The organism is Gloeocapsopsis sp. IPPAS B-1203 (assembly GCF_002749975.1).
Lineage (GTDB): Bacteria > Cyanobacteriota > Cyanobacteriia > Cyanobacteriales > Chroococcidiopsidaceae > Gloeocapsopsis.
Genome location: NZ_PEIG01000006.1, coordinates 114,364 through 140,380 on the forward strand (window position 1 = coordinate 114,364; position 26,017 = coordinate 140,380).

Annotated in this window: 25 protein-coding genes; 9 read left to right on the forward strand and 16 right to left on the reverse strand. The window is 40.8% G+C overall.

Going from position 1 to position 26,017, the window contains the following annotated elements; genetic code table 11:
- Positions 1-85 precede the first annotated feature (85 nt).
- Positions 86-730, reverse strand: coding sequence for an ATP phosphoribosyltransferase (gene hisG, locus CSQ79_RS12345; RefSeq protein ID WP_099701483.1), 645 nt, complete (start codon positions 728-730; stop codon positions 86-88).
- A gap of 66 nt (positions 731-796) precedes the next feature.
- Between hisG and rppA the strand changes: the two genes are divergently transcribed.
- Complete coding sequence (gene rppA, locus CSQ79_RS12350) at positions 797-1,483, forward strand: two-component system response regulator RppA (protein ID WP_099701484.1); 687 nt, start codon at positions 797-799, stop codon at positions 1,481-1,483.
- Between the two features lie 40 nt (positions 1,484-1,523).
- Here rppA and CSQ79_RS12355 read toward each other — a convergent pair whose 3' ends face one another.
- The 9 genes from CSQ79_RS12355 to CSQ79_RS12395 all read right to left on the reverse strand — a co-directional run bounded on the left by CSQ79_RS12355 (position 1,524) and on the right by CSQ79_RS12395 (position 8,058).
- Positions 1,524-2,075 (reverse strand): GNAT family N-acetyltransferase, encoded by a 552-nt coding sequence (locus CSQ79_RS12355; protein WP_099701485.1) that lies wholly within the window; start codon positions 2,073-2,075, stop codon positions 1,524-1,526.
- Between the two features lies 1 nt (position 2,076).
- Positions 2,077-2,586, reverse strand: a complete 510-nt coding sequence (locus tag CSQ79_RS12360) for a GNAT family N-acetyltransferase (protein ID WP_289501078.1) — start codon at positions 2,584-2,586, stop codon at positions 2,077-2,079.
- A gap of 83 nt (positions 2,587-2,669) precedes the next feature.
- Complete coding sequence (locus CSQ79_RS12365) at positions 2,670-3,626, reverse strand: 1-acyl-sn-glycerol-3-phosphate acyltransferase (protein ID WP_099701486.1); 957 nt, start codon at positions 3,624-3,626, stop codon at positions 2,670-2,672.
- Between the two features lie 93 nt (positions 3,627-3,719).
- Positions 3,720-4,118 (reverse strand): arsenate reductase, glutathione/glutaredoxin type, encoded by a 399-nt coding sequence (gene arsC, locus CSQ79_RS12370; RefSeq protein ID WP_289501079.1) that lies wholly within the window; start codon positions 4,116-4,118, stop codon positions 3,720-3,722.
- Positions 4,119-4,122: 4 nt separating this feature from the next.
- On the reverse strand, positions 4,123-4,785 hold the full coding sequence (gene arsH / locus CSQ79_RS12375; RefSeq protein WP_099701487.1) for an arsenical resistance protein ArsH: 663 nt from the start codon (positions 4,783-4,785) through the stop codon (positions 4,123-4,125).
- Positions 4,786-4,798: 13 nt separating this feature from the next.
- Positions 4,799-5,953 carry an ACR3 family arsenite efflux transporter gene (arsB, locus tag CSQ79_RS12380; protein ID WP_099701488.1) on the reverse strand — a complete coding sequence of 385 codons (1,155 nt, stop codon included), beginning with the start codon at positions 5,951-5,953 and terminating at the stop codon, positions 4,799-4,801.
- 90 nt (positions 5,954-6,043) lie between these two features.
- On the reverse strand, positions 6,044-7,132 hold the full coding sequence (locus CSQ79_RS12385; RefSeq protein WP_099701489.1) for a PstS family phosphate ABC transporter substrate-binding protein: 1,089 nt from the start codon (positions 7,130-7,132) through the stop codon (positions 6,044-6,046).
- 113 nt (positions 7,133-7,245) lie between these two features.
- Positions 7,246-7,560, reverse strand: coding sequence for an ArsR/SmtB family transcription factor (locus CSQ79_RS12390; protein WP_099701490.1), 315 nt, complete (start codon positions 7,558-7,560; stop codon positions 7,246-7,248).
- 57 nt (positions 7,561-7,617) lie between these two features.
- Positions 7,618-8,058 (reverse strand): GNAT family N-acetyltransferase, encoded by a 441-nt coding sequence (locus CSQ79_RS12395; protein WP_289501080.1) that lies wholly within the window; start codon positions 8,056-8,058, stop codon positions 7,618-7,620.
- Positions 8,059-8,215: 157 nt separating this feature from the next.
- On the opposite strand from CSQ79_RS12395, the gene CSQ79_RS12400 reads away from it, so the two are divergent.
- The 6 genes from CSQ79_RS12400 (at position 8,216) to CSQ79_RS12425 (ending at position 15,404) form a co-directional block, all read left to right on the forward strand.
- On the forward strand, positions 8,216-8,875 hold the full coding sequence (locus CSQ79_RS12400; RefSeq protein ID WP_099701491.1) for a TVP38/TMEM64 family protein: 660 nt from the start codon (positions 8,216-8,218) through the stop codon (positions 8,873-8,875).
- 251 nt (positions 8,876-9,126) lie between these two features.
- Positions 9,127-10,095 carry a helix-turn-helix domain-containing protein gene (locus CSQ79_RS12405; RefSeq protein WP_099701492.1) on the forward strand — a complete coding sequence of 323 codons (969 nt, stop codon included), beginning with the start codon at positions 9,127-9,129 and terminating at the stop codon, positions 10,093-10,095.
- A 176-nt stretch (positions 10,096-10,271) separates the two neighbouring features.
- Positions 10,272-12,734 (forward strand): TonB-dependent siderophore receptor, encoded by a 2,463-nt coding sequence (locus CSQ79_RS12410; RefSeq protein WP_099701493.1) that lies wholly within the window; start codon positions 10,272-10,274, stop codon positions 12,732-12,734.
- 12 nt (positions 12,735-12,746) lie between these two features.
- Entirely contained in the window at positions 12,747-13,715 is a 969-nt protein-coding gene (locus CSQ79_RS12415; RefSeq protein WP_099701494.1) for an iron-siderophore ABC transporter substrate-binding protein, read from the forward strand.
- A gap of 64 nt (positions 13,716-13,779) precedes the next feature.
- Complete coding sequence (locus CSQ79_RS12420) at positions 13,780-14,175, forward strand: DUF1636 domain-containing protein (RefSeq protein WP_099701495.1); 396 nt, start codon at positions 13,780-13,782, stop codon at positions 14,173-14,175.
- A 536-nt stretch (positions 14,176-14,711) separates the two neighbouring features.
- Positions 14,712-15,404: a hypothetical protein gene (locus CSQ79_RS12425; RefSeq protein ID WP_099701496.1), complete on the forward strand. Its 693-nt coding sequence runs from the start codon at positions 14,712-14,714 to the stop codon at positions 15,402-15,404.
- On the opposite strand, the gene CSQ79_RS12430 is transcribed toward CSQ79_RS12425, so the two are convergent.
- The 3 genes from CSQ79_RS12430 to sir form a co-directional block, all read right to left on the reverse strand.
- Complete coding sequence (locus tag CSQ79_RS12430) at positions 15,388-16,461, reverse strand: tetratricopeptide repeat protein (RefSeq protein ID WP_099701497.1); 1,074 nt, start codon at positions 16,459-16,461, stop codon at positions 15,388-15,390. The genes CSQ79_RS12425 and CSQ79_RS12430 overlap by 17 nt on opposite strands.
- 30 nt (positions 16,462-16,491) lie before the next feature.
- Entirely contained in the window at positions 16,492-17,202 is a 711-nt protein-coding gene (locus tag CSQ79_RS12435; RefSeq protein ID WP_099701498.1) for a 16S rRNA (uracil(1498)-N(3))-methyltransferase, read from the reverse strand.
- An 85-nt stretch (positions 17,203-17,287) separates the two neighbouring features.
- Positions 17,288-19,273: a sulfite reductase, ferredoxin dependent gene (gene sir, locus CSQ79_RS12440; protein WP_099701499.1), complete on the reverse strand. Its 1,986-nt coding sequence runs from the start codon at positions 19,271-19,273 to the stop codon at positions 17,288-17,290.
- A 687-nt stretch (positions 19,274-19,960) separates the two neighbouring features.
- On the opposite strand from sir, the gene CSQ79_RS12445 reads away from it, so the two are divergent.
- Positions 19,961-21,559, forward strand: coding sequence for a polysaccharide biosynthesis protein (locus CSQ79_RS12445; RefSeq protein WP_099701500.1), 1,599 nt, complete (start codon positions 19,961-19,963; stop codon positions 21,557-21,559).
- A gap of 160 nt (positions 21,560-21,719) precedes the next feature.
- On the opposite strand, the gene CSQ79_RS12450 is transcribed toward CSQ79_RS12445, so the two are convergent.
- Positions 21,720-22,244: an outer membrane beta-barrel protein gene (locus tag CSQ79_RS12450; RefSeq protein WP_099701501.1), complete on the reverse strand. Its 525-nt coding sequence runs from the start codon at positions 22,242-22,244 to the stop codon at positions 21,720-21,722.
- Positions 22,245-22,948: 704 nt separating this feature from the next.
- The gene (ffh, locus tag CSQ79_RS12455) at positions 22,949-24,406 is read right to left on the reverse strand and encodes a signal recognition particle protein (protein ID WP_099701502.1); all 1,458 of its coding nucleotides are present in this window, start codon (positions 24,404-24,406) and stop codon (positions 22,949-22,951) included.
- A gap of 262 nt (positions 24,407-24,668) precedes the next feature.
- Here ffh and gifA point away from each other — a divergent pair, with 262 nt between their 5' ends.
- Positions 24,669-24,872 (forward strand): glutamine synthetase inactivation factor IF7A, encoded by a 204-nt coding sequence (gene gifA / locus CSQ79_RS12460; RefSeq protein ID WP_099701503.1) that lies wholly within the window; start codon positions 24,669-24,671, stop codon positions 24,870-24,872.
- 301 nt (positions 24,873-25,173) lie between these two features.
- On the opposite strand, the gene CSQ79_RS12465 is transcribed toward gifA, so the two are convergent.
- Positions 25,174-25,956: an amino acid ABC transporter ATP-binding protein gene (locus tag CSQ79_RS12465; RefSeq protein WP_099701504.1), complete on the reverse strand. Its 783-nt coding sequence runs from the start codon at positions 25,954-25,956 to the stop codon at positions 25,174-25,176.
- Positions 25,957-26,017 lie beyond the last annotated feature (61 nt).

Consider the following 26,017-nt stretch of genomic DNA (forward strand, 5'->3'; position numbering starts at 1 on the left):
ATCAAACTTTAGACGCATGGGGGTATTCTAGCTTGATGCAAAATTTATGTATAAAGACAAGCCGTCGAACGTTATTTATTTGAAGTTAAATTGCAGCTAAAGTTGTACACCGGAGCTTTTCTATGACTTCACTCAAATTATCAGTATTTAACCGATAACTTAATGGATGAGCAATTAATCGTGCGGTGCTTTCGTAAAGTATTTCAATCTCAATTAAGCCATTCTCGCGCAAAGTCCGCCCAGTAGAAACTAAATCAACGATCGCCTCGGACATTCCTGTTATTGGTCCTAATTCTACTGAACCGTATAAAGGCACAATTTCGACAGGTAAATCAATACTATCAAAGTATTCCCGCGCACAATGCACAAATTTAGACGCAACTCGACTATTGGTTGGTAATTCTACCGCCGAACGATATGGACTCGAAGCTTTCACTGCGACTGACATCCGACAGCGACCGTATCCTAAATCGATTAGATGTGCAACTTGAGGTTTCTTTTCTCGTATTACGTCGTAACCTGCAATTCCCAACTGGGCTTGACCGTATTCTACATACACAGGAACATCATGCGTTCGTACGAGTAATGCTTGGGCTTTTCCTGTCGGATCTTGAATTTGCAGTTGGCGATTAGCAGAATCCAAAAAGGCACTAAAATCTAATCCTACAGATTGCAATAAGCTAATGCTATCTTTCAAAAGAGCGCCTTTCGGCAATGCCACAGTAAGCATAAAAATCAAAATGAGGAGTTACTAAAACTAACACAAATTCTATACCCTCACCCCTCACCCCTCACTATGCGAATTCTTTTAGTTGACGACGAAGTTGAACTTACCGATCCTTTAAGTCGCGTTCTTAGCCGCGAAGGCTATAGCGTTGACGCTGCTTATGATGGCGCAACTGGTAGTGAATTAGCGGCACAAAAAAGCTATGACCTCTTAATTTTAGACTGGATGCTGCCGTTTAGAACTGGTTTAGAAATTTGTCAGGAGGTGCGACGTAAAGGACAGACAACACCTGTACTTTTTCTCACGGCTAAAGATACTATAGACGATCGCGTTCAAGGTTTAGATGCAGGTGCAGATGATTATCTCGTTAAACCATTTGAATTACGCGAGTTACTTGCAAGAGTTCGGGCTTTGTTGCGGCGATCGGGTGCTGAAGCGACAACATCGACATCTCAGAAACTACAAGTTGCTGATTTAGAACTTGATTGTGAGAATCAGCTAGCGTATCGTCAAGAACGAATGATTGAATTATCAGAAAAAGAAAGTCAACTACTCGAATACTTTATGCGTAATACTGGGCATTTGCTAACGCATACACAAATTCAACAACATTTATGGGGTGATGGCGAACCACCGAGTAGTAATGTGTTAGCTGCTTTAATTCGTTTGTTGCGTCGTAAAGTAGAAGCCCCAGGAGAAACACCATTAATTCATACTGTTTATGGTAAGGGTTATCGTTTTGGAGATGTTGGGTAATTGGTAATTGGTAATTGGTAATAGAGAGTTATGTTTATTTTTACCCACTTACTTGTTTTGTGTTTGGATAAATTCTGTATTCTAATAGATGAAGGATATTTCCATTCATTTTTTTATGTTCGTATGCTCTACTAATTTGACCTCCTAAAGCCTCTGGAATTTTTCGACTAGCAACGTTTCTGCGATCAACAGGATAAATAAGATATTCATATTTTAAATTAGCATCAACCCAATTTTTGATGGCTGCAATCGCTTCTAGTCCGTATTTATTACCATGTGCTGCTTTTTTTAGCCAAATTCCTAATTCAGGTTGTTGCTGCTCAATATCGTGTATGCCATGCATTCCAGCACAACCTAAAAATTCTTGTGTTACCTTATTTAAGATGACAAACCTTAGATCACTGCCAGTTTTTAAGTGAGTAATTCCTTCTTCAATAAATGTCTCTGTTTCTGATATTTCTTTCGGTGATTGCGGACGCAGATATGTAGTTATTTCTTCAGTGAACTCTGAAAAAATAACTTCTTTGTATTCCATTGAGATAGGTTTTAAGAATAATCTGTTTGTCACTATCTCTAGATCAAGTAAATTCATTTCAATACTGAATCCAGTTTAATTTCCTTGAATTTTCCTTTTTTTGGGCTTTAGGAATTCTATACTCTACTACATTTAGAGTCTTGCCACTCATATTTGTTTTGTAGTATTCATCGATAATCTTTCCTCCCAATGCTTCAGCAATCTTTCTACTAGCAATATTTGCTTTGTCAACTGGATAACGTAAATATTTGTACTCTAAGTTTTTATCAGCCCAGTCTTTAATAGCTGTAACTGCCTCTAATCCATATTTATTACCGTGTGCTGTTTTTTTGAGCCAAATTCCTAATTCTGGATTTTTCCGGTTTATACAATGAAGTCCAGCACAACCTAAAAACTCTTGGGAGTCTCTTTTCAAAATAACAAGTCCCAAACCCCAACCATCTACCATTTCACCGATGGAGTCACTAATAAAAGCTTCTGTTTCTGAAATATCTTGAGGTGGACATGGATACATATAAGTAGTAATTTCTTCCGTAAATTCTGAAAAAATTACTTCTTTGTAAATCATTGATATGGATTTTAATGTCAGTCACTCTGTAAATATTTCTATTTCAAGCAAATTCATCAGCGCTCAGAAATTTATTGTAGTAGTTAATTGATTAAGTTTTGCATTTTGTTACGTAGCGATTGTGCTTCTTGATAAGCACGTCGCCTTTTTGAATTACCATCTACTTTCAGCTCAGTTTTATACACAGGTTGAATGAAGTAGCACAAGCGCGATCGCATCGCCCAAACACCCATTGAAGGAAAAAGTGCAAATAGCGCTATTAAAGGGGAAAGTGGTAAAAAAGGAAGATAAATTTTTTTAGCTAAAGTTTTAAAATTGATTGCCCAAGGATGTAGATATTCATTACCAAGACAAACGACTGGAAGGATCGGGATATTGTAGCGATCGCTCAATTGAATAAAACTTGAATCAAACGTTTCTAATTGATATCTTTTATGCCATCCTTTCATTGGACCGCGTAAGCCTTCAGGCGCGTATAATAAAACTGTTTCTTGTGCTAATGCTGCTTCAAACTCGTCGCGTTCTGCTTTGACTCCACCTAAAACTTGTGCCCATCCAGAGGGTAGCCACCACCTCATCCAAGGGTGATCGAATAATGCTACACCTGCAAGTGGTTGTACAGTCCAATCGCGTGCTTCTGATAAGAGATAACCGAGTACCAAAAAATCCCACGGAAAGCACATTCCCGCATGGTTCATTACTATAAGCAACGGTGGATCTGGTAAATTCTCTATTTGTTTTAGGTCGGCGCGAAAGTAGAATTTAACTATTGGATTGAGAATTTCATTACGAAATGCTTGCTGATATTTAGGATCGAACAATTGTTGTTGATTTCTAGGGAAACGACAACCTAGGCGTAACCAACGGATAAACAATGCCAAATAAAAGCCGCAAGGAATGAGAAACAGAATATACTCTAGCCAATTCCAGCCATCAGGATCGGCGTGATAATGTTGCCAGTGGCGATTGAATAAAATTAACCACCCTGGGGGATACCACAAACAGAACCAGTCAAACCAGTTAAAGTTATAGCAATTCATTACTCTTGCACAGAACTACATTGATCCTAAACAAGGTGCTATGGAAATTGCTAAATCACTACTCTATTTTCTGGTTGCTGGATTTATATATATTTACGAAGAAAGCGATGCTATAAGCTTTTCAACTCTTTCTTTAACTTGTTCGCGCACTTCACGAAATTTATCTACTGATTCGCCTTCAGGATCGTCGAGTTGCCAATCTTGAAAGACTTCACGCAATACCCATGCTTCGGGTAAGTTAACACCACAGCCACACAAGGAAATGACTGCATTGTAGTCTTCTGGATTGAAATCGCTTAAAGGTTTGGATGTCTGATTGCTAATATCAATACCAACTTCTGACATGACTTCTACTGTGGTGGGATCGACTGCACTCGCTTCTAAGCCAGAACTTGTAACAGCAATTTTACCTTCTCCGATTGTACGTGCAAAGCCTTCTGCCATTTGGGAACGGCGCGAGTTTTTTTTGCACACGAACATGACTTTTTTCATTGTTTTACTGGTTGTTCGTTTTGACTTCTAAAGCACTATTGGCTATCTGGATAACTTCTTTTGCCGCTTTTTCTTTGCGTTCGCTGTATCTATCGGTGAGATAATCTATTTTGTCGCGCAGTAGTAGCGTGAATTTATAGAGTTCTTCCATCACGTCGATGACGCGATCGCGATAGGGCGAATCCTTCATTGTCCCGTCGTCATTAAACTCTTGATACGCTTTTGCAACCGAAGACTGATTCGGAATTGTAAACATCCGCATCCATCGCCCTAAAATTCGCAGTGTATTCACAGCATTAAATGACTGCGAACCACCACTCACTTGCATTACAGCTAGCGTTCTACCCTGCGTTGGTCTAACTGCACCTAAACTTAGAGGAATCCAATCAATTTGATTTTTCATAATGCCGGTGATATTACCGTGCATTTCAGGACTCGACCAAACTTGTCCTTCTGACCATAAACTTAATTCTCGCAGTTCCTGTACCTTATGATGTGTATCGGGTACGCTGCTATGAACAGGTAACTCACGCGGATCGAAAAACCGCACTTCTGCACCAAATTCCTCAATGATTCTTGCAGCTTCTTCTGCTAACAGACGACTGTAAGAACGTTCGCGTAAAGAACCATACAAAAACAAAATGCGTGGTTTGTGATTAAATGTCATCTCTTCAGACTTATTACTTGTAAGCACTAACACAACGAGGATCTCTTAAAGTTGCTTTTTCGAGTTCTCTAGGAAACCATGCTGCGGTTCGCTTACATACTTCAACCAACATCAACATCACAGGTACTTCGATTAAAACACCGACTACTGTAGCAAGGGCTGCACCTGAATTTAAACCAAAAAGGGTAACTGCTGTGGCGATCGCCACTTCAAAGTGATTACTCGCACCAATTAGCGCCGCTGGTGCAGCATCTTCGTATGACAATTTCATTTTCAGTGCGGCAACATACGTAATTAAGAAAATGAAGTTTGTCTGAATAAATAGCGGAACTGCAATGAGTAAGATGTGCAGGGGATTACTAACAATGAGATCGCCTTTGAAGGAAAATAGCAATACCAAAGTAACGAGTAATGCAGTAATTGCAATCGGACTCAAATATTTGAGAAACCTACGCTCAAACCACTCTCTACCTTTATGTTTAAAAATCCAGTAGCGGCTGTACATTCCTGCAATCAAAGGTAAGCCTACGTAAATCAATACCGATAAAACAATTGTTTGCCAAGGTACAGTCAAATCATTTGCTGCAAGTAACCATCGCCCTAAAGGTGCGTATAAAAACAACATTGCCAGCGAATTTACCGCTACCATGACTAGGGTATGTCCCTGATTGCTGTAAGATAAGTATCCCCACATCAACACCATGGCTGTACATGGGGCAATTCCTAACAAAATTGTTCCAGCAATGTAAGAATTTGCTAAGGTAACTTCAACGCCGCGAATCAGTTCTGTACCTGTGAGGAAGTTACGAAATAACCAACCTAAGAAAAACTGGGCAAACGCTACCATTGTAAATGGTTTTATCAACCAGTTCACCACTAAAGTTAGAATGACAGGTTTTGGGGCACGGATGGCATTTTTTGCTTGAGTAAAGTCAATTTTTACCATAATCGGATACATCATGAAAAAGAGACATATCGCGATCGGAATTGACACTTGATAGATACTCATTGCATCTAACGCAACCGCAACCCCAGGAAATAACCTACCGAGTAAAATTCCTGCAAAAATACACAAGAACACCCAAACAGTAAGGTATTTTTCAAAAAAACTGAGATTGCTACCAGCTTTAACTGCTACTCGATTTGCTTGAGGATTCTTTGTACTCATTGTTTGAACGAACCACGAAGGAAAAAGATAGAAATCTCAACTGAAAATAATATTTATGACCCATTACCCATTACCCATTACCTTGAGTAACTAAAACTTTGCTTGTCTACGTAATAATTCGCTAATTGTGATGTTGAGTTCTGCTTCTCCCTCAAATACTGTTCCGACTTTTCCGGTGTAGAAATGTCTCTCATTTAAGTCATACGCTTCTTCAGGTAAGGGGACATAACCTACTGAACTCACTAGCGTTGGGGCTTGCTTGTTGTAGAAATTCACAAAATCTTTGACTGCAGGTTTCTTCTGCGCGTACTGTGCATTAACGTAGATGAATAAAGGACGCGACAGTGGTTGATATTCGTTGTTTTCTACAGTTTGGCGCGAAGGTATCACCGCGCCTGCGCCGTTATCGACTGCTAAAGCTTTTAATTTGTTTTGATTTTCTTCTAAGTACGAAAAACCAAAGTAACCTAAAGCATCAGGATCTTTGCTGATTCCTTCTACTAAAACATTATCGTCTTCACTTGCTACATAGTCGTTGCGGCTAGCTCTTGTTTCTCCTACTACCGCCTCAGTAAAGTAATCAAATGTACCCGATTGTCTACCTGCACCATACAATTTAAATGGGCGATCAGGCCATGAAGATCTTACTTGGTTCCAGCGAGTAATCTTACCTTCTGCTGCTGGTTCCCACATTCTTTTTAACTCAGCAACAGTAATGTCTTGCGCCCAGTTATTCTGTGGATGTACAGCTACTGTTAGTGCGTCAAAGGCGACAGGAAGCTCAATGTATCTGACAGAATTTTTATTACAAGCTTCCATCTCTGCGGTTAAAATGGGACGCGAAGCCCCAGCAACGTCTATTTCTCCTGCACAAAACTTTTCAAAACCGCCGCTTGTTCCTGAAAAATCAACAGAAATTTGCGCTTGATTACCTTGAGTTGATTGAAACTCTTTTGCCACAGCTTGTGTAATTGGATAAACCGTACTCGAGCCATCAACTCTGACTGATGTATCTGCGGTGTTTGTTGCTGCGGTTAGCTGTGGTGATTGTTGCGTTTGTGTTTGTGTTGAGGAGTTGGGTGTCGTTGTGCAACTAGCAGTTAACGCCAACGTCCCAAGCGCGATCGCTTTGGGTGCTGCGCGTAGCGCAATCGCCAATTCTTTGAGCGTAACGTTCATTGTCCTCACCTAAATGGCAAGTGTTAATGGGATACCTCTATCATTTCAAAAAAAATTGATTTGTCAAGTAAAAAGATTTTACACAACGTAAATCAATCTTGAAATTGTTCAAACTAATCTGGACACGAACGACTCGGCATAATAGCACTAAAACGCCGAAATTCGGCTAAATATTGCTCTAAAGCGACAAATTGCTGTAAATTTAAGCTGTAGTAGATCCAACGTCCTTCTTGACGCGATCGCACTAAACCCGCTTCTTTTAATGTCTTGAGGTGGAAAGACAGTTTTGATTGCGTCACGCCTAAAGCATCGCACAATTCGCAAACGCACAACTCGCGATCGCGTAATAGTTCAATAACGTTAATTCGGATGGCATCAGATAAAGCATGAAAACCTAAAAAAACTGAGTCTGGAGATGTAACTTGCATCAAATTTAATTGAAACGTAACGGAACGATGTTTAAATGGTAGGCGATCGCCAAAGCTTTAAAGATGCTTTTCAAAGGCGAGAGAAGTTTTAATGTAGCTGTAGCCCATCTTTTCATAGAAAACGTGTGCCTGCTTGCGGATAATATTCGAGCGAAGATACACACTTTCGCAACCTTGCTGACTTGCCCACTGTTCCATTTGTAACAACAATTGCCGACCAATACCACTTTCACGATAGTTTTCATCAACAACCAAACCACCAATTTCGGCATGTAAGTTTGTTTGGAGAAGTAGACACAGGTGCGCGTGAATCCAACCAACTACACCAATGTGAGGAATTTCTGCGACATAAACAGCATGATTTGCTGAGTGCATTTGTGCCAGACGATGTAGTACGGCATTCGCAGTTGTAGGATAACCTAACTGATGAGATAGCTTCGCCAAAGCATTTGCATCGTGGGCGATCGCTTGTCTAATCACGTAATTACTGTTGCTCAACGTTGCATTATTTGCGATATGTTATTTAACCTTTAAATCATAACTACGCCCTAACGAATAGAATTCGTGGCTACACAAACGAAGTCTGCCTCCGCAGACTAATTATATTTCAGTTTACGGAGATGGAGCAAATATCTAGAGACGCTCAAAAGAACTAATGATGAAGCGCAATATTATTAAAATCGTTCAACTGAGTTTGATTATCTTACTTGTTGCTGTAGGCATCTGGTTTGTCAATCGCGTTGGCATTGAACAAATTAGAACAAATGTCGATCAGCTTGGTGTTTGGGCACCTTTGGCAGTGATATCTTTGCGGATGGTCAGCGTTGTAATTCCAGCACTACCAAGCACAGCTTACTCGATTTTATCAGGAGTGCTGTTTGGTTTTGTTCAGGGAATTGTGGTGATTGCGATCGCTGATTTGATTGCGTGTAACCTCAATTTTTACATTGCTAAACGCTATGGACGTAGTTTGGTGCAAAAGTTTGTCGGGCAAAGGTTTATGAGTAGAGTTGATTCACTCAGTCAAAAGTATCTCGAACGCAATATTTTTCTCGTAACGGGATTTTTGATGACAGGGTTATTTGACTTTGTTGCTTATGCTGTCGGACTCACGCAAATGAAATGGCGTAGTTTTATACTAGCGCTGATTCTTGGTATCGCCATTTCTACGCCGCCAATCGTCGCGCTTGGTGCAGGTGTTTTTGAAGGCGGTAGAATCTTACTCATTGTCGCCATGTTGGGAATCTTTGCGCTGGCAATGTTAACAGGGTGGTTAAGTCGGAAGAGAGTGGCTAGTGAGAGAGTAAAAGAGTAGGAGTGTGGGAGTGTAGGTAATAGAGATTTGTTAGCGTAGCGGTGCGTTAGCACGTTTTGTTAGCGTAGCGGTGCCTTAGCACATTTTGAATTGAAGAAAGTTTTATAACTCATAACTCATAACTCAACATTCATAACTCTCTTAGTTTCCCCGCCTACTCAACTACCCTACAATCCACCTACCCTCATACCTTATTAAATTGTGCGATAATTTTAGGAATTATTTGCAATAGTTGATAGCGCCTCCATGCCATGACAACCACTCTTTCAAAAGAAGCTTACTGGGAATTATTTGAAGATACGGCAACGCAGCAGGCGCATATCAACGATATCACTTATAAGTTTCCAACGCAGCTAGGGCAGGGCTATTGTCGTGATATTGATCTACGCGAAGGATTGGAATTGACGATCGCTAAATATCAACTGCATGATGACATGATATTAGAAATGCCAGAGCGATCGCACCCAATCGAGTATACATTCCTGCTTTCGGGAGTGGAACAATACGACGCACAAGTCATGAGTGCTGGACATTATAGCCTGTGTAGTAGTGGCATAGCGCCCAGAGAAAAGCCGCAATCTTTTGCTACTCAACTCATTTTTGCAATAAATGTTCACATTCAGCCAGAGTTATTTACCGCATTTTGGCACAGTGAATCGGAATCTACATTACCAGTAATACAGCAATTGTTAAAAGGTGACAAAGAATATGAGTTTTATTCTGGACGCACAACAATAGCAATGCAGACTGCGGTGCAGCAAATTCTCCAATGTCCTTATCAATCATTAACCAAGCGGATGTATCTCGAAAGCAAAGTTTGGGAACTGATGGCGTTGCTGATTCACGATCTAGAACGTCCACGCAATCTGTCTTATACTCCGCTCAAACCTGATGATATTGATCGGATTTACCATGCCAAAGAGATTCTACTACAACAACTAGACAATCCACTGTCATTAATTGAGTTAGCGCGACAAGTTGGTTTAAATGACTGTACACTCAAACGTGGCTTTCGCTACTGTTTTGGTAAAACCGTATTCGGCTATCTGCATGACTACCGCCTTGAACAAGCGCGTCACCTACTCGAACAACGTCGCATGAATGTTTCTGAAATTGCTCGCAGTGTTGGTTTTGCAAATCGCAGTTATTTTGCATCTGCCTTTAGAAAGAAGTTTGGGATGAATCCGAGAGATTACCTGACTCAAAAAAATTCCGCCTAGCGTTCAAAAAATTCCCGCTAGTAGTCAAAGCGATCGCCAATAGCACCACAATTTCTTTTACACTTCTTTTGAAAACATTTATCAACAGTCTAAAAGTTAATCATGTGGAGTAGGCATTCTGCCTGCTCTATCAAGATTCTCATTATTCTCATTGTTAAGAACTGGTGTGTAGAGTGATGCGGCATTATTGGCAACAATTAGCGTTATTAACAGGATTACTCCTAATTTCTCCTCCGGCTTGGGCACAAACCGTTACAAATGAAGCAACCGCTGTTGAACAGCAAAAGCAAATTGCGCAAACAATCACTCAAATTACTGGAGTGAGAATAGACACGACAGATGGCATTGCAGTAATTTTAGAGACGACTGCCGCATTATCTCCAACAATCTCAACCGTTGATAATACGTTAATTGCGGATATTCCTAACGCCGTGTTGGCATTACCTGAAGAATTTCAAGTCGCCAATCCAGCAGAAGATATTGCCTTAGTGCGCGTGACGAATTTACCTAACAATCAGGTGCGTGTCACAATTACCGGAATCGATGCACCGCCGACAGCCGAACAACAAGTTGCAGCAGAAGGACTCGTATTAGCAGTAACACCCCCCACAGACGATGAAGAAATTCAAATTGTCGTGACAGGTGAATTGGATTTAGAAGGTTATTCTGTACCTAATGCTACAACGGCAACTCGTACGAATACAGAACTGCGCGACATCCCACAATCAATTCAAGTTCTACCACAACGTGTTTTAGAAGATCAGCAAGTCAACCGTCTGAGCGAAGCTTTGCGCAACGTTAGCGGTGTCAGCGTCGGTGATAGCTTTGGCGGTAGCCTCGATCGAGTTAATCTTCGTGGCTTTCAGTCAGATGTATTGCTCGAAGACGGGTTTCGTCGTGGCTCATTTATCTTAAGAGGAACTTCTAATGACACTGAACTAATTGAAAGAGTTGAAGTTCTGAAGGGACCTGCATCGGTATTGTATGGCAATTTGGAACCAGGCGGTGTTGTCAGTGTCGTCACCAGGCAGCCACAAACTGATCCAGCTTATACTATTGGAACGGTAGTTGGTAGTTTTGGGTTAGTGCGTCCGAGTATTGACCTCACAGGACCGCTAGATCCCGATCAACGGCTATTATATCGCTTCACCGCACTGTATGAAGCCGAAGATGGCTTCCGCGACTACGAGCAGGATGTGAATCGCTTTGTGCTAGCGCCAGCACTCACATGGAATTTGAGCGATCGCACCGCTTTAACATTCAATTTTACCTACGCAGATGCAGAACGCCCGTTTGATCGCGGTCTTCCGGCGATTGGTAATCGAGTCGCAGATGTACCGCGCGATCGCTTATTTCAAGATCCGAGTGCGATCACTCAAACCGAAGAACTGAGCGCCAGCTATCGATTAACTCATAACTTTAACGACAATTGGCAATTGCGCAACTCGTTTCGCTACCTCTCGGTAGATACTTTTGACTTTCGCATTGATAGCTGGATTATTGAAGATGATGGCACGCTCGATCGCCGCTGGCGTTCTAACGACGACTATGATGAAGTTTATTCATTTCAAACCAATGTCGTTGGCGAATTCACCACAGGTAATGTTGAACATACACTTTTAGCCGGAGTCGATTTTAACCGCAGTACCACCCAAGGAACCCAGCGGCGTTTACCAGGCGATCCAAGTTTCTTTCTCAATATTTTTACTCAAGAAGGCGATCCAATTTCGCGTCCTAATCTAGACGATCTCACGTTGGTAGTGCGTAGTGACACCAGTCGAGAAAATAATGTTGGCTTATATTTACAAGATCAAATTACTCTGAGTGAAAGTCTGAAAATTTTAGCAGGTGGGCGATTTGACGTTTACGATTTGCAATCGGTAGATAGCTTATCAAATACCGAAGCCGAAGATACTGTACAACGTTTTACGCCTCGCCTTGGTGTGGTGTATCAGCCTAGTCGCGAAGTTTCGCTTTATGGTAGCTATAGTCAAGCTTTTACACCTAACATTTTTGGTCGAACTGCTGATGGCTCTTTTCTCGATCCAGAACTTAGCGAACAATTCGAGATTGGCGTGCGCGGCGAGTTTGCGGATGGTCGATTAATTGCCAACCTTGCAGCTTATAATCTGACAAAGCGGAATGTGGCAGGTCCCGATCCGCTCGATTCAGATTTTGCCATTGCAGTCGGTGCAATTAGAAGTCACGGAATTGAACTTGATGTCACTGGTGAGATTTTACCAGGGTGGAATGCGATCGCATCTTATGCGTATACAGATGCTGAAATCACAGAAGATAACTACTATCCTGCGGGGAATCGTCCCAATAATGTCCCCAGAAACAGCGCCAGCGTTTGGACTACATACGAATTTCAAAATGGCAATTTACAAGGGCTGGGCTTTGGTGTAGGTTTATTTTTTGTTGGAGAACGCACGGGTGATTTTGATAACACCTATGAACTTCCTAGCTATGTTCGCACCGATGCGGCATTATATTACCGTCGCGATAATTGGCGGGCTGCATTGAACTTCCAAAATTTATTCGACGTCAACTATATCCGTAATAGTGAAGGATATCGCGAAGCAAATGCACCGGGTGCGCCCTTTACGGTGATCGGTTCCTTATCTATCACGTTTTAAGGTAATAGCAAAATGCTTCATCGTATCTATCGTCGCATTCGCTTTGGCTTATTGACGATCTTGACGCTCTTGATTGTGGCTTGCACAAGCAATGCTCGTGTTACAGTTAATGCTGATTGTTACACAGTACAACACATTGCTGGAGAAACTTGCGTACCGCGTCAGCCTCAGCGAGTTGTGGCGCTAGATAGTGTAACGCTTGAATATTTGTTGTCTTTAGGCATTCGTCCGATTGGTGCAGTCTCTAGTGCATTTGCAGCAGACTTGCAGCAAGACTTAACAGGAGTTGCAGATATCGGTAGCACAGACGAACCTAATCTTGAAAAGATACTAGCACTCCAACCAGATCTGATTGTAGGTATAGACTACTATCAAACAATTTATTCGCAATCTTCGCAAATTGCACCCACTATCCTTTATGAAGTTGAACACAGTGGAAAATGGAATGAGATCTTTCTAAATTTTGCCCAAATGTTGCAAAAAGGCGAGGTTGCTCAGCAGGTGATGAACAATTACTACACGCGCCTAGAGCAATTCAAACAACAGATGGGGGAACGTCTTAACAATACAGAAATCTCTGTTGTTCGCATCTATCCAAACCAAATCAATCTTTACCTTAAAGATTCTTTCTGTGGCACTATTTTACAGGATGCTGGATTACCTCGTCCCCCAGCGCAGGCGATCGCCGCCGATGAAGCTCAAAAACAATTTGGCAACCCAATTCAAACATCAATTAGCCGCGAATTACTTGTGCAAGCCGATGGTGATGTCATGTTTATGTGGACTGGTGAAAACACTATTGAAGCCGATCAGCAAGCTCAACAAAAACTAGCACAATTGAAGTCCGATCCACTTTGGCAAAAATTGGAAGTGGTACAGCAAAATAAAATTTATCAAGTACCAAGTTATTGGATTGGTAGTGGTCCAATCGCTGCCAACTTAGTGATTGATGACTTGTTTAAGTATCTTATTGAGCAGTGAGGAAATACGTCTTCAAACAATAAAGTAACGCGCAATTTCAACCTAGAAAAATCAAAAATTGTTTATGTCACATATTCTTTTTGTCTGTGAAGCTTGCGGGTTTTCTGCCGATCAGGAATTACATGAAGGACAACCTGGTGGGACTCACTTGTTAAATCAACTCATGCCATTATATGAAAACTGGGCAAGAAAATCAGAACTTCAAATTCAAACCGTGAGTTGCTTGTGTGCGTGCGATCGTCCTTGTGCGATCGCGCTTGGCGCAACAAATAAAATTACTTATCTCTTTGGCGATTTACCACCATTAGAAAGTGCTGAGGCACTCCTGAAATTAGGTGAATTGTATCTCGATAGCGAAGATGGCTATATTCTACCTGCAAAACTTCCTATAGTTCTCAGGAACCACCGCTACGCCCGAATTCCGCCAGTACCAGCAGTGGTTAATATTGAATCATCGTGACTTATTCAATTATTTAGTTAATAAATAAAATATGAGATAGGCATCTTGCTTGCCTATGCTTGACAGATGAAAATACTACCTTCCTATTAATTTAGCTAACTTACTTATTGATAACTTTAATACGAATTAACGTCTAAAGTTATGGCAATTTTTTGAGAGCAATTGATTACAGCTAATAAGCTTAAAATTATCTATCCATCTCATCCCTTCTCCTATTGACAAAGCTCACTGATAGATACTCACTTGAAGGTAAAACTTATTTAAAACCTGCAAAGAGTAAATTTATGTTAAAAAATATATAAAAATCTTGCTTGGTGTCCGCGAAAAATTTCATAATTGGTTGCAGTCTGTATCTTAAGCTTTTGTCAAGATACAAAACACTGCTAGCTATGGCGAGTCAATAGCACAATTTTAATACTTTTTGCCAAGTTGATTGTAAAAACATGATGAATCTGGGCGAAATAAAAGGTAATATTTTGTTTTAGTTGTCTAAGGTTGCGGTTAAGTTTAGCGCATCAACGCTAGGAGCGATTGTCATGATTGGGTTTATCAAAAATATATTCAGCGGAATTTTATCCTTTTTTATTGGGCTTGTCGGTGGTAAAAAGTCTCAACAAGACCAGCCTAGTCTAGAAGCAAATAAGTCAGCAGGTACCAAAAAGAAGCGAAAAAACAATGGCTACTTTATGGAGCTTGAAGAAGAAGATACTTTACCTATCAATGGTCAGCAAGTCAAGCAAGCTTTAGAGCCTATTACAGCTAAATTAAATGAAGTTGCAAGTGGAGTTGCTCAAAAAGCTGAGCCAGTTACAGCTAAATTAAATGAAGTTGCAAGTGGAGTTGCTCAAAAAGCTGAGCCAGTTACAGCTAAATTGACTGAAGCTGTTCAAAAGACTGAAGAAGCCACACCAAATACTCAGTCTAATAAAGTTGAAACACCTAAAGTTAAAGAACCTGCAACAGTTGCTAAATCTACTAAATCTAGCAAAGCTGAAGAACCTGCATCAGCTACCAAAGCACCAAAAGTTCAGTTAGAGCAAACAGCAGAGGGAGTTAAACCTGTACCTGCTAAGCCTGCTGCTAGCAGTACAATTAACAAACCCCAAACTGAAAAGACGTTTGCGCCTAAATATCTTAATCCAGCGGTTAGCTCAAACGGTCGTCGTCGTCCTGGACCAAACATGAACTCTTTCCTAGATATGGCACGTCAAGTCAAAACTCCAGGATAGAATGCATCAAGACTAGCCCACTATATAGGTGAAATGCTGCATCCCAAGTTGTTTCGCTTCTTCGGAACAAATTGATATGAGACTTGAGGCGTCCTAGCAATTCTACTTGGTCAAGTACAGTATCTGCAAAATAGGAAAACCCCCGAATATCTGCTTGGGGTTTTTTTTGTTCAAAAATATGACTGAGGCAATTCCAGTTGAGTCTCACTGTTTGATTATTAGGCTGATCTATAACTTTAAATCCTTGTTGAAACTGGTAGCTGCGATCGCACAATCGTAAAATACACCATCTTTCAGGAAGATGAAGATCGCAAAATTGCGCATAGTCTTGAGTTTGTGTTTTGTACTGTAATTTACCGCGAACATCACGGTCTACAACTTGCTCAAATATCGGTAACTGCGCTGTAACTCGTTGATTCACTTCTAACCAGTCAAAGGTTAGTGCATCTTGTTGACCTTGCTCATTGTGACAGACAACAGTTGGAGGCGTCGCCGACTGGAAGTAGCTGACTTGCAAAACCTGAATTTTTTCAATTTCTGCCAGTGTTACCCAAAAACAAGGAATACCTGCAGCACGTAACTTCTCTCCTAAATAGCGCATTTCTCCAATTTTGCCACTCTTGTAAAGCCTCCAACCGCGTGTTGGTAACTTCAGACGTGCTGTGTAAGAATCTATTTGCATAATCTGAGCAAAGGTTTGAGCCGTTGAAGTTCTACTTTCTTGAGAGACTGGTTCTAAAACGAGTACACCTATTTGCGTATTACTAGGATCAGCAGTTGCTTGGGCGATCGCATCTTGTCTTTGCTGGCGTAACTTCTCTTCGACTCTCTGTAAACCTTGACGTGCTTGAAAAACAATCTTACTATTAGTTGTCTCTTGTAGCAGTTGACGATAAACGTTTTGTGCTGACGTAAACTTCTGAGAAACTTCGTGTAATTGCCCTGAATAAAGTTGCGCCCAAGGATTTTGTGGTGTCTCTTGAAGAATTTGTTTAATTAACTGAGCTGCAAGGCGATAATCTTGGGACTTCATTGCTGCAGCAACTTGCTCAATCATAAATCATAAAGAAGATATCTTCTCCTTAATTTACCCATCAAAAGCTGCTGATACTAACGACATCGCGACAATTGGCGCAGTAACGGCACGTAAAACTCTATTACCTAGCGAAACAAGTTGAAATCCTGCAGCGATCGCATTTTCAATTTCTTGTGTTGTCCATCCTCCCTCAGGTCCAATTGCAATAGCAATTTCTGCTGTCGTCGAAGGTGAGAGAAGTGTGTGTAAATGCGGTTCATTACGTCTTGCTACGCAAAAATACAAATATTTTGCTGTTGCTGCTGCAAGCGCTTGATTCAAAGGAATTGGTTCTAAGACGGTTGGAACTATGCTGCGTTCTGATTGTTCAGCAGCTTCTTTAGCAATACGCCGCCAGCGTTCTAACTTTTGCGGACTTGGTTGTAGTAAAGTGCGATCGCTTAACGCTGGTACGATACAGCTTACGCCAATTTCTGTACAACACCGCACGACTTCATCAAAGCCATTTCCTTTTGGTAATGCCAAGATTAAAGTGACAGGAACTTTTAACTCAGATTCGACAACAATTGACTCTACAATTTGCGCTTGGTTGCCTAAAAAAACAGCTAGCCAAGAATTCCCAGTCCCATCCATTGCAATAAAGCGATCGCCCTCATGTAGCCGTAACACTCGACCGAGATAATGTTGTTGTTCGGTCGCGAGCAAAATTTGCTCGTTGTCCAGTTGTGAGGGTGCGATCGCTAATCGTTGTAATTGCGCCATCAGTGTTTAGATGAATATCAAGTCCGGTGAATTACCTGTAATGTGACTAATGGCTAGTGCCGGAGGTGATACGATTAACCTAAAATTACAACTGATCTTTCAGATACGTCTCTAACGCTTCATTCACCATTGTAGTTAAGGTTTTTCCTTCACGAGTACCAATGGCTTTCAGCTTGTCATAAACATCATCGCGGATACTAATGCGGTGACGAGATCTTAGCTTACCGTTACTAACTGGAGTTTCAATAACAGCAATACCATTACCTGTAGGCTCGTCGCTAGTAGGTTGTACAGTTTCTTCGATAGCCTGCGGAGTATAGTTTGCGGCAAACTCTCGAATTGCTGGAAAACCGACGCGATCGCAAAAATCCCCTAATGATTCTTCCGCTTGGCGGGCTTGTTTATAGTAAACAAAGATTGGTTCAAATTCTGCCTCCATATTATGGAGAGGCATTTTCTCAATATAAACTTGTGCCAATCTCGTTTGATTTGGACTACCACCCAACCAAATTTGGTACGTTTCTGGACTAGTACCGACAAACCCTAGTTCTGCCATATATGGTCTAGCACATCCGTTCGGACAACCCGTCATCCGGATGACAAAATGCTCATTACTTAAACCTACTTTGTCTAGTAGCGCTTCAATGCGATCTAAAACGCTGGGAATAATACGTTCAGATTCCGTTGTTGCTAAACCACACGTTGGTAAAGCAGGACAAGCCATTGCGTAACGGACTAAAGGTTTAATTGCATTCGGATCAGCTTCTACATGATGGCGACTCAGAATTCCTTCAATTGCCTGCCGTTTTTCAGGCTCAATCTCGTAGAAAATAACATTATGGTGCGGTGTGAGCCGCATTGGTAAATTGAACTGTTCGACAATCTCGCGTAGGGCGGTGCGTAGTTGCATTTTTTCATCATCCATAATCCGCCCGTTTTGCACGGAAATTCCTAAAAAGAGTTTGCCGTCTCCTTGTTCGTGCCAACCGAGGAAGTCTTCGTATTTAAACTCTGGTAGTGGTTTGAATGGTTGTAATGGTTTACCAAAGTATTTTTCCACCATAGAGCGGAATTTATCAACACCCCAATCGTGAATGAGATATTTTAAACGGGCATGACGCCTATCTGTGCGATCGCCGTAGTCTCTTTGTGTCGCAACAATAGCTTTAACAATGTCGTAAACGTCTTCCTTATCGACATAACAAATCGGATCGGCTAAGCGGGCAAAAGTTTCTTCTTTATTATGCGTCCGTCCTAAGCCACCACCAGCATAGACATTAAATCCTTGCAACTCTTGCTGGTTCATCATCACAACCAACGTTAAGTCTTGAGAAAACAAATCAACCGAGTTATCTTCGGGGACTGTGACGCAGACTTTAAACTTACGCGGCATATAGTGAGTGCCATAAATTGGTTCCTCACCTTCATGAACAATTGTGCCACTACCGTTTTTCTGCCGTGCTTCTTTGACTGCAGGATCTTCTTCTGCACTAATTGCCTTTTCCCCATCCAACCAAATTTCGTAGTATGCTCCTGTTTGCGGCGTTAGCAAATCGGCAATATTTTGAGCATATTTCCACGCATATTGATAGTCAGCGCGATTTTTAAATGGGGCGGGTGGTGCCATAACATTGCGGTTCACATCACCACAGGCAGCTAGTGTTGAACCGAGATTTTCGATAATTGCCGCGATCGCACTTCTGAGATTTTTCTTCAAAATCCCGTGTAGCTGAAATCCTTGTCTGGTTGTCGCACGTAACGTCTGATTTCCGTATTCTTCTGCTAGACGATCTAGAGTTAAGTACAGCTGTGGTGGTACTAATCCCCCTGGATTCTTTGTCCGCAGCATGAATTGGTAATCTTTTTCCTGTCCCTTAACCCGATTGTCGCGGTTATCTTGCTGATATGAGCCGTGGAACTTTAAGATTTGAATCGCTTCTTCTGTAAAATGCGTAGTATCCTGTAGAAGTTCTGTAGCTACAGGTTCGCGTAAAAAACTACTGCGTTCTTTAATTCCTTCTACTTTAGAAGGCTTTTTTGTTGCGGGTGTAGGAATTGAAGAATTAACCATTGAATTTTGTTTAGCAGATTTTAACTTTATATAGATTTATTACAGACGCGAATAGTTAATTACACTATTGGCTACTGAATCTCCAGTAAACCAGTCGGCATTATGGTGAATATTTCGATCTTAACACGATAGAAAAAGGAGTTACCCTTATGGTGTTAAACAACTCCTGTGCAGTTAAAACAAGGATTATATAGACTTATTCCTTCATAATTAAGTTGGTTAACCATATTAAATTTTAGATATATATAAGCAAAATATCTACGCACGCTCAAAGGTCATTCTACGTATATTTGGGGTAAAGCTTGGGGTAATGCGATCGCTTCTGCATTTCAACCACTAAGTAATAATTCCTAAGCTGATTCCTCAATGGAGATTTGGGACAAACATTTGTTGATTAATCAGCATTCAGTTTCAATAGCTTTGTTTTGATCTAAATTTAGTCAACAACGTTTTCATCGATACCACAACTTGCAAGTGATTTCTGTATCAATTACACAATCCTTAAGGTAATACAGACAAAAATTAACTAATTTACCCTATTTCTTTAAGATTGCATCAATTCTCTGTTGATAGCTTACTAGATAGCTTTTATCCAAGATATAAAAGAATGGATAAAGCTAGGTATATTTTTTACCCACTTTTTAAAAAGTTAACTAATTAGCTCAAGCAGATAAAGGAGAGTATCAGGTGCCTTTACCAGTGGTTCGTGCTACTAGCAAATCTGAGATTATCAAGCGCATACAAGAGTTAGTTCCACTGGGTTCGCCAGAACCGCAAGATTCTCAAGTACTTGCAAGCTTAACACAATTAACATCAGACTTGATTCAAGCTTATCAAGCAGAAGAGCAATTACAAGAAGATCCTTTTACTGACGTGTGGGGACGCACAATTCATTTGTATAAGTCTGCAGTATGCAACAAAGTGCGCTCTAAGGTTGTTTTGGTGACAGGTGGAGAAGGCTGTGTTGGCAGTGAATTAGTCAAAAAACTTGTGGAATTAGGTGCAAGACAAGTTGTTTCAGTTGATAAAGCAAGGTGTGCGAGTTTATACGAGTCTAGACCAATCAAAGTGCAAAAGCAAGCGATCGCTTTATACGCAGCCGATGTCCGTAACTACCACGCCCTCAAGTATATTTTTGAAACAGAGAAACCAGACATTGTTTTTCATTTAGCAGCACAACGCCTTCCTGGGCTTGCAGAAATTCAAATTAGAGAAACAGTTTCCACAGCAATTTGCGGTACTCAACACATTATTCAACTTTGCGAAAAATACGGAGTACAACAATGTATTTTCTCTTCAACAGGTAAAGCTGCAAGGTACTTTACTGCAGAAGTTTACGCTGCTTCTAAAAAACTTTGTGAGTGGCAACTGGCACAAGCTGCACAAAAAAGCAATGTGACTTACGGAATGGTGCGCTTCACTCATATGTTGAATAACAGTTCTGTATGTCAACAAATATCAGACAAAGTACAGCAAGGCAAAATTATTAATATTCATACTCCCCATCGCTACATAACAGCACAAAACATTAACGAAGCCTTGCATCTACTGCTCAATGCCCTTGTCGTATCGCAGCCAAAAAAACTAAAATTTCTTACAGTACGCAATCTAGGATGGCCTACAGAAACATTAGAAATAGCCCTCTACAAAATTCTCGAATCAGGTAAAAAGCTACCAATTTATTTTCAAGGACTTCTACCAGGTTATGAAGAACCTTGTTTTTTAGGGCAATTTAATTGGAATAAGCCTACAGAAACTAATCTACTGATTAATGCTTTAGAAAACTCCCAATTAGAAGCATCAGGAGATATGATGATTGCAGAACTCGCTAACTTTTCTAGCGAAGTATTAGATAAACACTTAGCAATTATACAAATACTAATAGATAATTTAAGTTTACCAGAAAATCATATCAAATACGGGCTTAAAACAGCAATCAAAGAGATTACAGATTCTATTTTTTCTCAAACTTCTCCCCAAGCTTTACTCAAAATTTTAAAGTGGGGCACTAATCCTAAACAACTCTTATCAGAAGGAACCTCTATAGAATGCCATCAAGATATTGTTGAATTAGTTGTTAAGGGATTATATGGTAGACTCACTCAGAATTGTTTACTCAGTACTTATCAAAATACTTATGAATTTGAAGATTTAGTTAATTTGCTAAAAACAATACCTTCAATCAAACAAGAAGTAACATATCTCAATGCAGTACTTCAATACAATTGGTGTGTATTAAGTTCTGTAGTTAGTATTCCTCCACCTGCTTTTACAGTTTCTGTTTAGTTATCTTATTAATTTGACCTATTACAAGCTTGAATTACCAAGTGTGGGTAGGTAAGATGCCCACTCCACATTTTTTTAAAGACAAAAAAGGGCTGTCGCAGACAACCCCAAGTTGTAATTAAGAAGCAAGTTTTAAAATACTTACTTTTTTTGTATCAATCTAGAAGCGGTAAGCTGCACCAGCTTGGAAACTAACAGCAGAAGCTGGGCTATTTTCATAAGCACGAATACCTAACTTAGCATCGCTGTAAAGAACAATGTCTCTAGCTACTTGAGTTTCTACTCCTGTTGTTAAAACAAAAGAGTTTCTATTACCCAAAGGAGTAGGTCTACCGTTTTGTTCTACGAAAGAGTAACCTCCACCAACATAAACGTTGGTGTTATTAAAAACTGGTACGTCGTAAGAAACAATTGGCATGATAGCACTAGTTTCATCGCTGAAGAGAATAGCACCACGAGCTGAAACAGGAGTATTGGGAATTGCATAACGACCTTGAATATTTCCACCAAAGGTAGCAGCATCTCCTGTCTGTCCGCCATTTGTTACTCCAGCAGCAATACCACCACCAATATAGCTAGCATTGGTACCAGTTGGTTGAGCAGCAGCTTGTCCCGCAGAGAGAATAGGTGCAATAACTAATGCTGACAAAGCAGAAATTGTAGCGGCTTTTAAAGAGAGTTTCATAATTTTTACCTTACATTAATTTATTGTTTGGTGTCTTTAGTTATCAAGTCGATTATCATGCAAAAAAAGTTCCAAGTTTATTTCTAAAATACTCTCATTTATTTATCAATAACTCATTTAAAAATAATTGATTTTGAAGCATTTCTTGTGTTGTTTGTATAGCAACTAATTATATTATTAGTTATCTTTATAGACTGTTTTGCAACTGTCACACTGCTACAGCACTAATTGTTTAACTCAAATAGATAAAAACCTAGCTTAAGATAGATTGCTTTCCCTGGCAGCGATATCACTCTAGAGAAAAAGCTTGCAGCTACAAATAAGAGAAAGTCTAAAGTGAATGTGAGATTAAATGCGATTGATTATTTAACTTAGTAAAAAAGGTGGTGATATGATGGGCAACCACGCAGCAATAAGAGTTTAGCTGCTCAATTGGTGATGATATGGCTTGGTAAGCTAGCCTAGATCCAAAAAACTATGATTTTTTTACTGTTTTGCCTATCTTTGCGCATGAAGCACCCCTGCTTGACTTAATACCAATTTGAACTTGGTGAGTAAATTCGTAGGGAATTGTTTCTCAAATTGCACCTTCAAGTATGGCATTGAGTGAAATCAACGAATAAGGAAACGGGGGAAGGTTAAAGCACCATAATTTAGTACTTGTAGATGTATCTGTGCTACTCTGACCCCCGTCTGATCGCCGTCTAAAGATTGCCAAAACCTTTTTTCTTCTTGTCCTTTTTCTTTTTCTTGGCTGTGCCACCACCACTATAACCACGCCAACCTGGTGCTGAAGGACGATTACCGCCTGCGGCAAGAGGATTACCCATGCCACCACCGAACATTCCTGGCATACCAGGCATGCCGCCTTGAGTCATTTGTTGCATAAGCGATCGCATTTTTTGGAAATCACCCACCAACTTATTGACATCAGCTTCTTTGTAACCGGAACCACTAGCAATGCGTTTTCTCCGATTAGGAGAACTTGCCAGTAAATCAGGATCGCGGCGTTCTTGTGTTGTCATAGAATTAATCATTGCCTCAGCACGCTTGAGCTGGGTTTCGCCTTGCTTGAGTTGATCTTCCGATAACTTATTCATACCTGGAATCATTTTCATGATTCCCCCAAGAGAACCCATGTTTTTCAACAGCCGCATTTGCTTGAGAAAATCAGTAAAGTCAAATTTAGCTGCCATCATTTTTTCTTGCATCTTGGCAGCATCGGTAAGATCAATTTCCTCTTGCGCTTTTTCGACTAGCGTTAAGACATCTCCCATCCCCAAAATTCGCGATGCCATGCGATCGGGGTAAAACGGTTGCAATGCTTCGACTTTTTCCCCAACGCCAACAAACTTAATGGGTTGACCTGAAATTTGTCTTACTGATAGCGCTGCCCCACCTCGGCTATCGCCGTCAAGTTTGGTCAGAATGGCTCCTGTAATACCAATTTCATCGTGGAAGGTGCGCGTTAAATTCGCTGCTTCTTGACCTGTCATTGCATCCACAACGAGGAGAACTTCGTGAGGCTGCACTGTTTCCTTAATTTGGGCTAACTCAGCCATCATGTCTTGGTCAATTTGCAAGCGCCCCGCAGTGTCAATAATGACAGTATCTACACCTTCTGCTTTTGCTTGTTCAACTCCTTGTCGAGCAATTTCTACAGGGTTAGCATCACTTCCCATCTCAAACACTGGCACATCAATTTGTTTACCTAGTGTCACCAATTGATCGATCGCTGCTGGACGATAAACGTCGGTAGCTACCATCATGCAACTGCGTTCTAATTTGCGCAGATGTAATGCTAATTTGGCAGTTGCGGTTGTTTTTCCAGTTCCCTGTAAACCTGCCATCAGGACAATCGTCGGTGGCTGCTCAACTTGTGCAAGAGGAATGTTCGTTTCCCCCATCACCTGCACCAGTTCTTCATAAACAATTTTGATGAACTGCTGATCGGGCTTCACTCCAGCAATCACTTCAGCACCCTGTGCCTTAGTTTCGACTTCGGTGATAAAGTCTTTCACTACCTGCAAATTAACGTCTGCTTCTAGCAGCGCACGGCGCACTTCTCGGAGTGCTTCTTGAATGTTGGACTGGGTAATTTTGTCTTGACCCCGCAGCTTTTTCCACGCAGAGTCTAAACGGTCAGCAAGTGCATCAAACATAATTCGTCAAAATCCGCTCGTCTATAGAGTATTGTGTCAGCCGATTTATTTGCTTTCTATTTACTACCTTAAATGTTTAGCAACTAGGAAGTAGGTGAGAAGATATTGGAGCTAATGAAGGATTTGCGATCGCACTTTTACTAAATAAGAAAATTATAAATTTTTGTTAAAATAGCTCTTTTTGTATTTTTCGTTACAGAATTGTCTGATATAGTGAATATGGAAAGAAGAAAAATCAACATATTCAAATAAGGAAGCCAATATGTCTACCCAAGATCAAGCTCGTGCCCTAATGATGCGTCACCATCACCTGATTAGAAATCGTCAGCAGGCAATGCTCAATCGCGCAGCAGAAGAGATGGGTTTAGATGGCACAGAATATCTCCACTACATTCAAGATATTCAAGGCAAGGTCAACCCTAGCTTCCGTAGTACTTATGACCGCAGCTCAGCAACCATGAGCTAAGTGTAAATCCTAAATACTTGCACTCATCAAAGTATCACAAATAACTCAATAATTTTATCACTCTACAATCTGCCACGCAATTTTTCAGCGCGGGTAAAGCGTAAAAACTAACTTCCTAGCCAGGAAGATAACAACTATTCTGTTGCTTTTTGTGGGCGTTCTTTTTTATACAAAGAACGCCTTTGTATATGCTTGATATTCTGTCTTGGAACAAAAGAGATGACTAATTAATTACGCATGTTCCGAATTACGAATTATTAATTAGGAATTGCCGCCTTGCGGCTTGATCGTTGATCTCTACTTATAGTATCTGAGACAAAAACTTTCGCGTCCGTTCCTCTTTCGGGTTTTGAAAGAATTCTTGAGGTGTAGCTTCTTCGACAATCACACCACCATCCATGAGGACAATGCGATCGGCAACTTCACGCGCAAAGCCAACTTCGTGCGTGACAACAACCATTGTGATACCAGATTGAGCAAGCGATCGCATCACGTCTAAGACTTCCCTCACCATTTCTGGGTCGAGGGCGGATGTTGGTTCGTCAAAAAGCATAATTTTTGGTTGCATTGCTAAGGCGCGGGCGATCGCGACTCGTTGTTGTTGACCGCCAGAGAGTTGACCTGGATATTTACGCGCTTGTTCTAAAATTCCGACTTTTTCAAGTAGCTGCATCGCAACTTCTTCTGCTCTTTTTTTCGCCCAGCGTCTTACCCAAATGGGTGCTAGGGTAACATTATCAAGTACCGTCAGATGGGGAAACAAGTTGAATTGTTGAAACACCATCCCGACTTCTTTGCGAATTGCATCGATGTTGCGTAAGTCATGGGATAGTTCAATGCCATCAATTTCAATTCTGCCCTGCTGGTACTCTTCTAAAGCGTTAAATGTGCGAATAAAGGTTGATTTCCCTGAACCAGAAGGTCCCATAATAACAACAACTTCACCACGGTAGACATTAAGACTGACACCGCGCAAGACATGGAATTTATTACTGGCATACCATTTATGGACATTCTCAGCAATGATTGCGGGTTTTTGTGGTAGCGAAGCATCTGTTTGTGTTGTAATAGTTTGCTGTGTCATTATTATTTTTCCTATATGAGTAATATGACTAATTACGAATTTGAGTTTTAGAAGTAGGGTA

Excerpts from the sequence above, each read along its gene's own strand:
- ffh (WP_099701502.1), bottom strand. The coding sequence starts at position 24,406 with ATGTTTGATGCACTTGCTGACCGTTTAGACTCTGCGTGGAAAAAGCTG.
- CSQ79_RS12465 (WP_099701504.1), bottom strand. The coding sequence starts at position 25,956 with ATGACACAGCAAACTATTACAACACAAACAGATGCTTCGCTACCACAA.
- CSQ79_RS12390 (WP_099701490.1), bottom strand. The coding sequence starts at position 7,560 with ATGCAAGTTACATCTCCAGACTCAGTTTTTTTAGGTTTTCATGCTTTA.
- CSQ79_RS12365 (WP_099701486.1), bottom strand. The coding sequence starts at position 3,626 with ATGAATTGCTATAACTTTAACTGGTTTGACTGGTTCTGTTTGTGGTAT.
- CSQ79_RS12405 (WP_099701492.1), top strand. The coding sequence starts at position 9,127 with ATGACAACCACTCTTTCAAAAGAAGCTTACTGGGAATTATTTGAAGAT.
- CSQ79_RS12450 (WP_099701501.1), bottom strand. The coding sequence starts at position 22,244 with ATGAAACTCTCTTTAAAAGCCGCTACAATTTCTGCTTTGTCAGCATTA.
- CSQ79_RS12420 (WP_099701495.1), top strand. The coding sequence starts at position 13,780 with ATGTCACATATTCTTTTTGTCTGTGAAGCTTGCGGGTTTTCTGCCGAT.
- arsB (WP_099701488.1), bottom strand. The coding sequence starts at position 5,953 with ATGAGTACAAAGAATCCTCAAGCAAATCGAGTAGCAGTTAAAGCTGGT.
- arsH (WP_099701487.1), bottom strand. The coding sequence starts at position 4,785 with ATGACATTTAATCACAAACCACGCATTTTGTTTTTGTATGGTTCTTTA.
- CSQ79_RS12355 (WP_099701485.1), bottom strand. The coding sequence starts at position 2,075 with ATGAATTTACTTGATCTAGAGATAGTGACAAACAGATTATTCTTAAAA.
- CSQ79_RS12410 (WP_099701493.1), top strand. The coding sequence starts at position 10,272 with ATGCGGCATTATTGGCAACAATTAGCGTTATTAACAGGATTACTCCTA.
- CSQ79_RS12385 (WP_099701489.1), bottom strand. The coding sequence starts at position 7,132 with ATGAACGTTACGCTCAAAGAATTGGCGATTGCGCTACGCGCAGCACCC.
- sir (WP_099701499.1), bottom strand. The coding sequence starts at position 19,273 with ATGGTTAATTCTTCAATTCCTACACCCGCAACAAAAAAGCCTTCTAAA.
- hisG (WP_099701483.1), bottom strand. The coding sequence starts at position 730 with ATGCTTACTGTGGCATTGCCGAAAGGCGCTCTTTTGAAAGATAGCATT.
- CSQ79_RS12425 (WP_099701496.1), top strand. The coding sequence starts at position 14,712 with ATGATTGGGTTTATCAAAAATATATTCAGCGGAATTTTATCCTTTTTT.
- arsC (WP_289501079.1), bottom strand. The coding sequence starts at position 4,118 with ATGAAAAAAGTCATGTTCGTGTGCAAAAAAAACTCGCGCCGTTCCCAA.
- CSQ79_RS12400 (WP_099701491.1), top strand. The coding sequence starts at position 8,216 with ATGATGAAGCGCAATATTATTAAAATCGTTCAACTGAGTTTGATTATC.
- CSQ79_RS12360 (WP_289501078.1), bottom strand. The coding sequence starts at position 2,586 with ATGATTTACAAAGAAGTAATTTTTTCAGAATTTACGGAAGAAATTACT.
- CSQ79_RS12435 (WP_099701498.1), bottom strand. The coding sequence starts at position 17,202 with ATGGCGCAATTACAACGATTAGCGATCGCACCCTCACAACTGGACAAC.
- CSQ79_RS12415 (WP_099701494.1), top strand. The coding sequence starts at position 12,747 with ATGCTTCATCGTATCTATCGTCGCATTCGCTTTGGCTTATTGACGATC.
- rppA (WP_099701484.1), top strand. The coding sequence starts at position 797 with ATGCGAATTCTTTTAGTTGACGACGAAGTTGAACTTACCGATCCTTTA.
- gifA (WP_099701503.1), top strand. The coding sequence starts at position 24,669 with ATGTCTACCCAAGATCAAGCTCGTGCCCTAATGATGCGTCACCATCAC.
- CSQ79_RS12430 (WP_099701497.1), bottom strand. The coding sequence starts at position 16,461 with ATGATTGAGCAAGTTGCTGCAGCAATGAAGTCCCAAGATTATCGCCTT.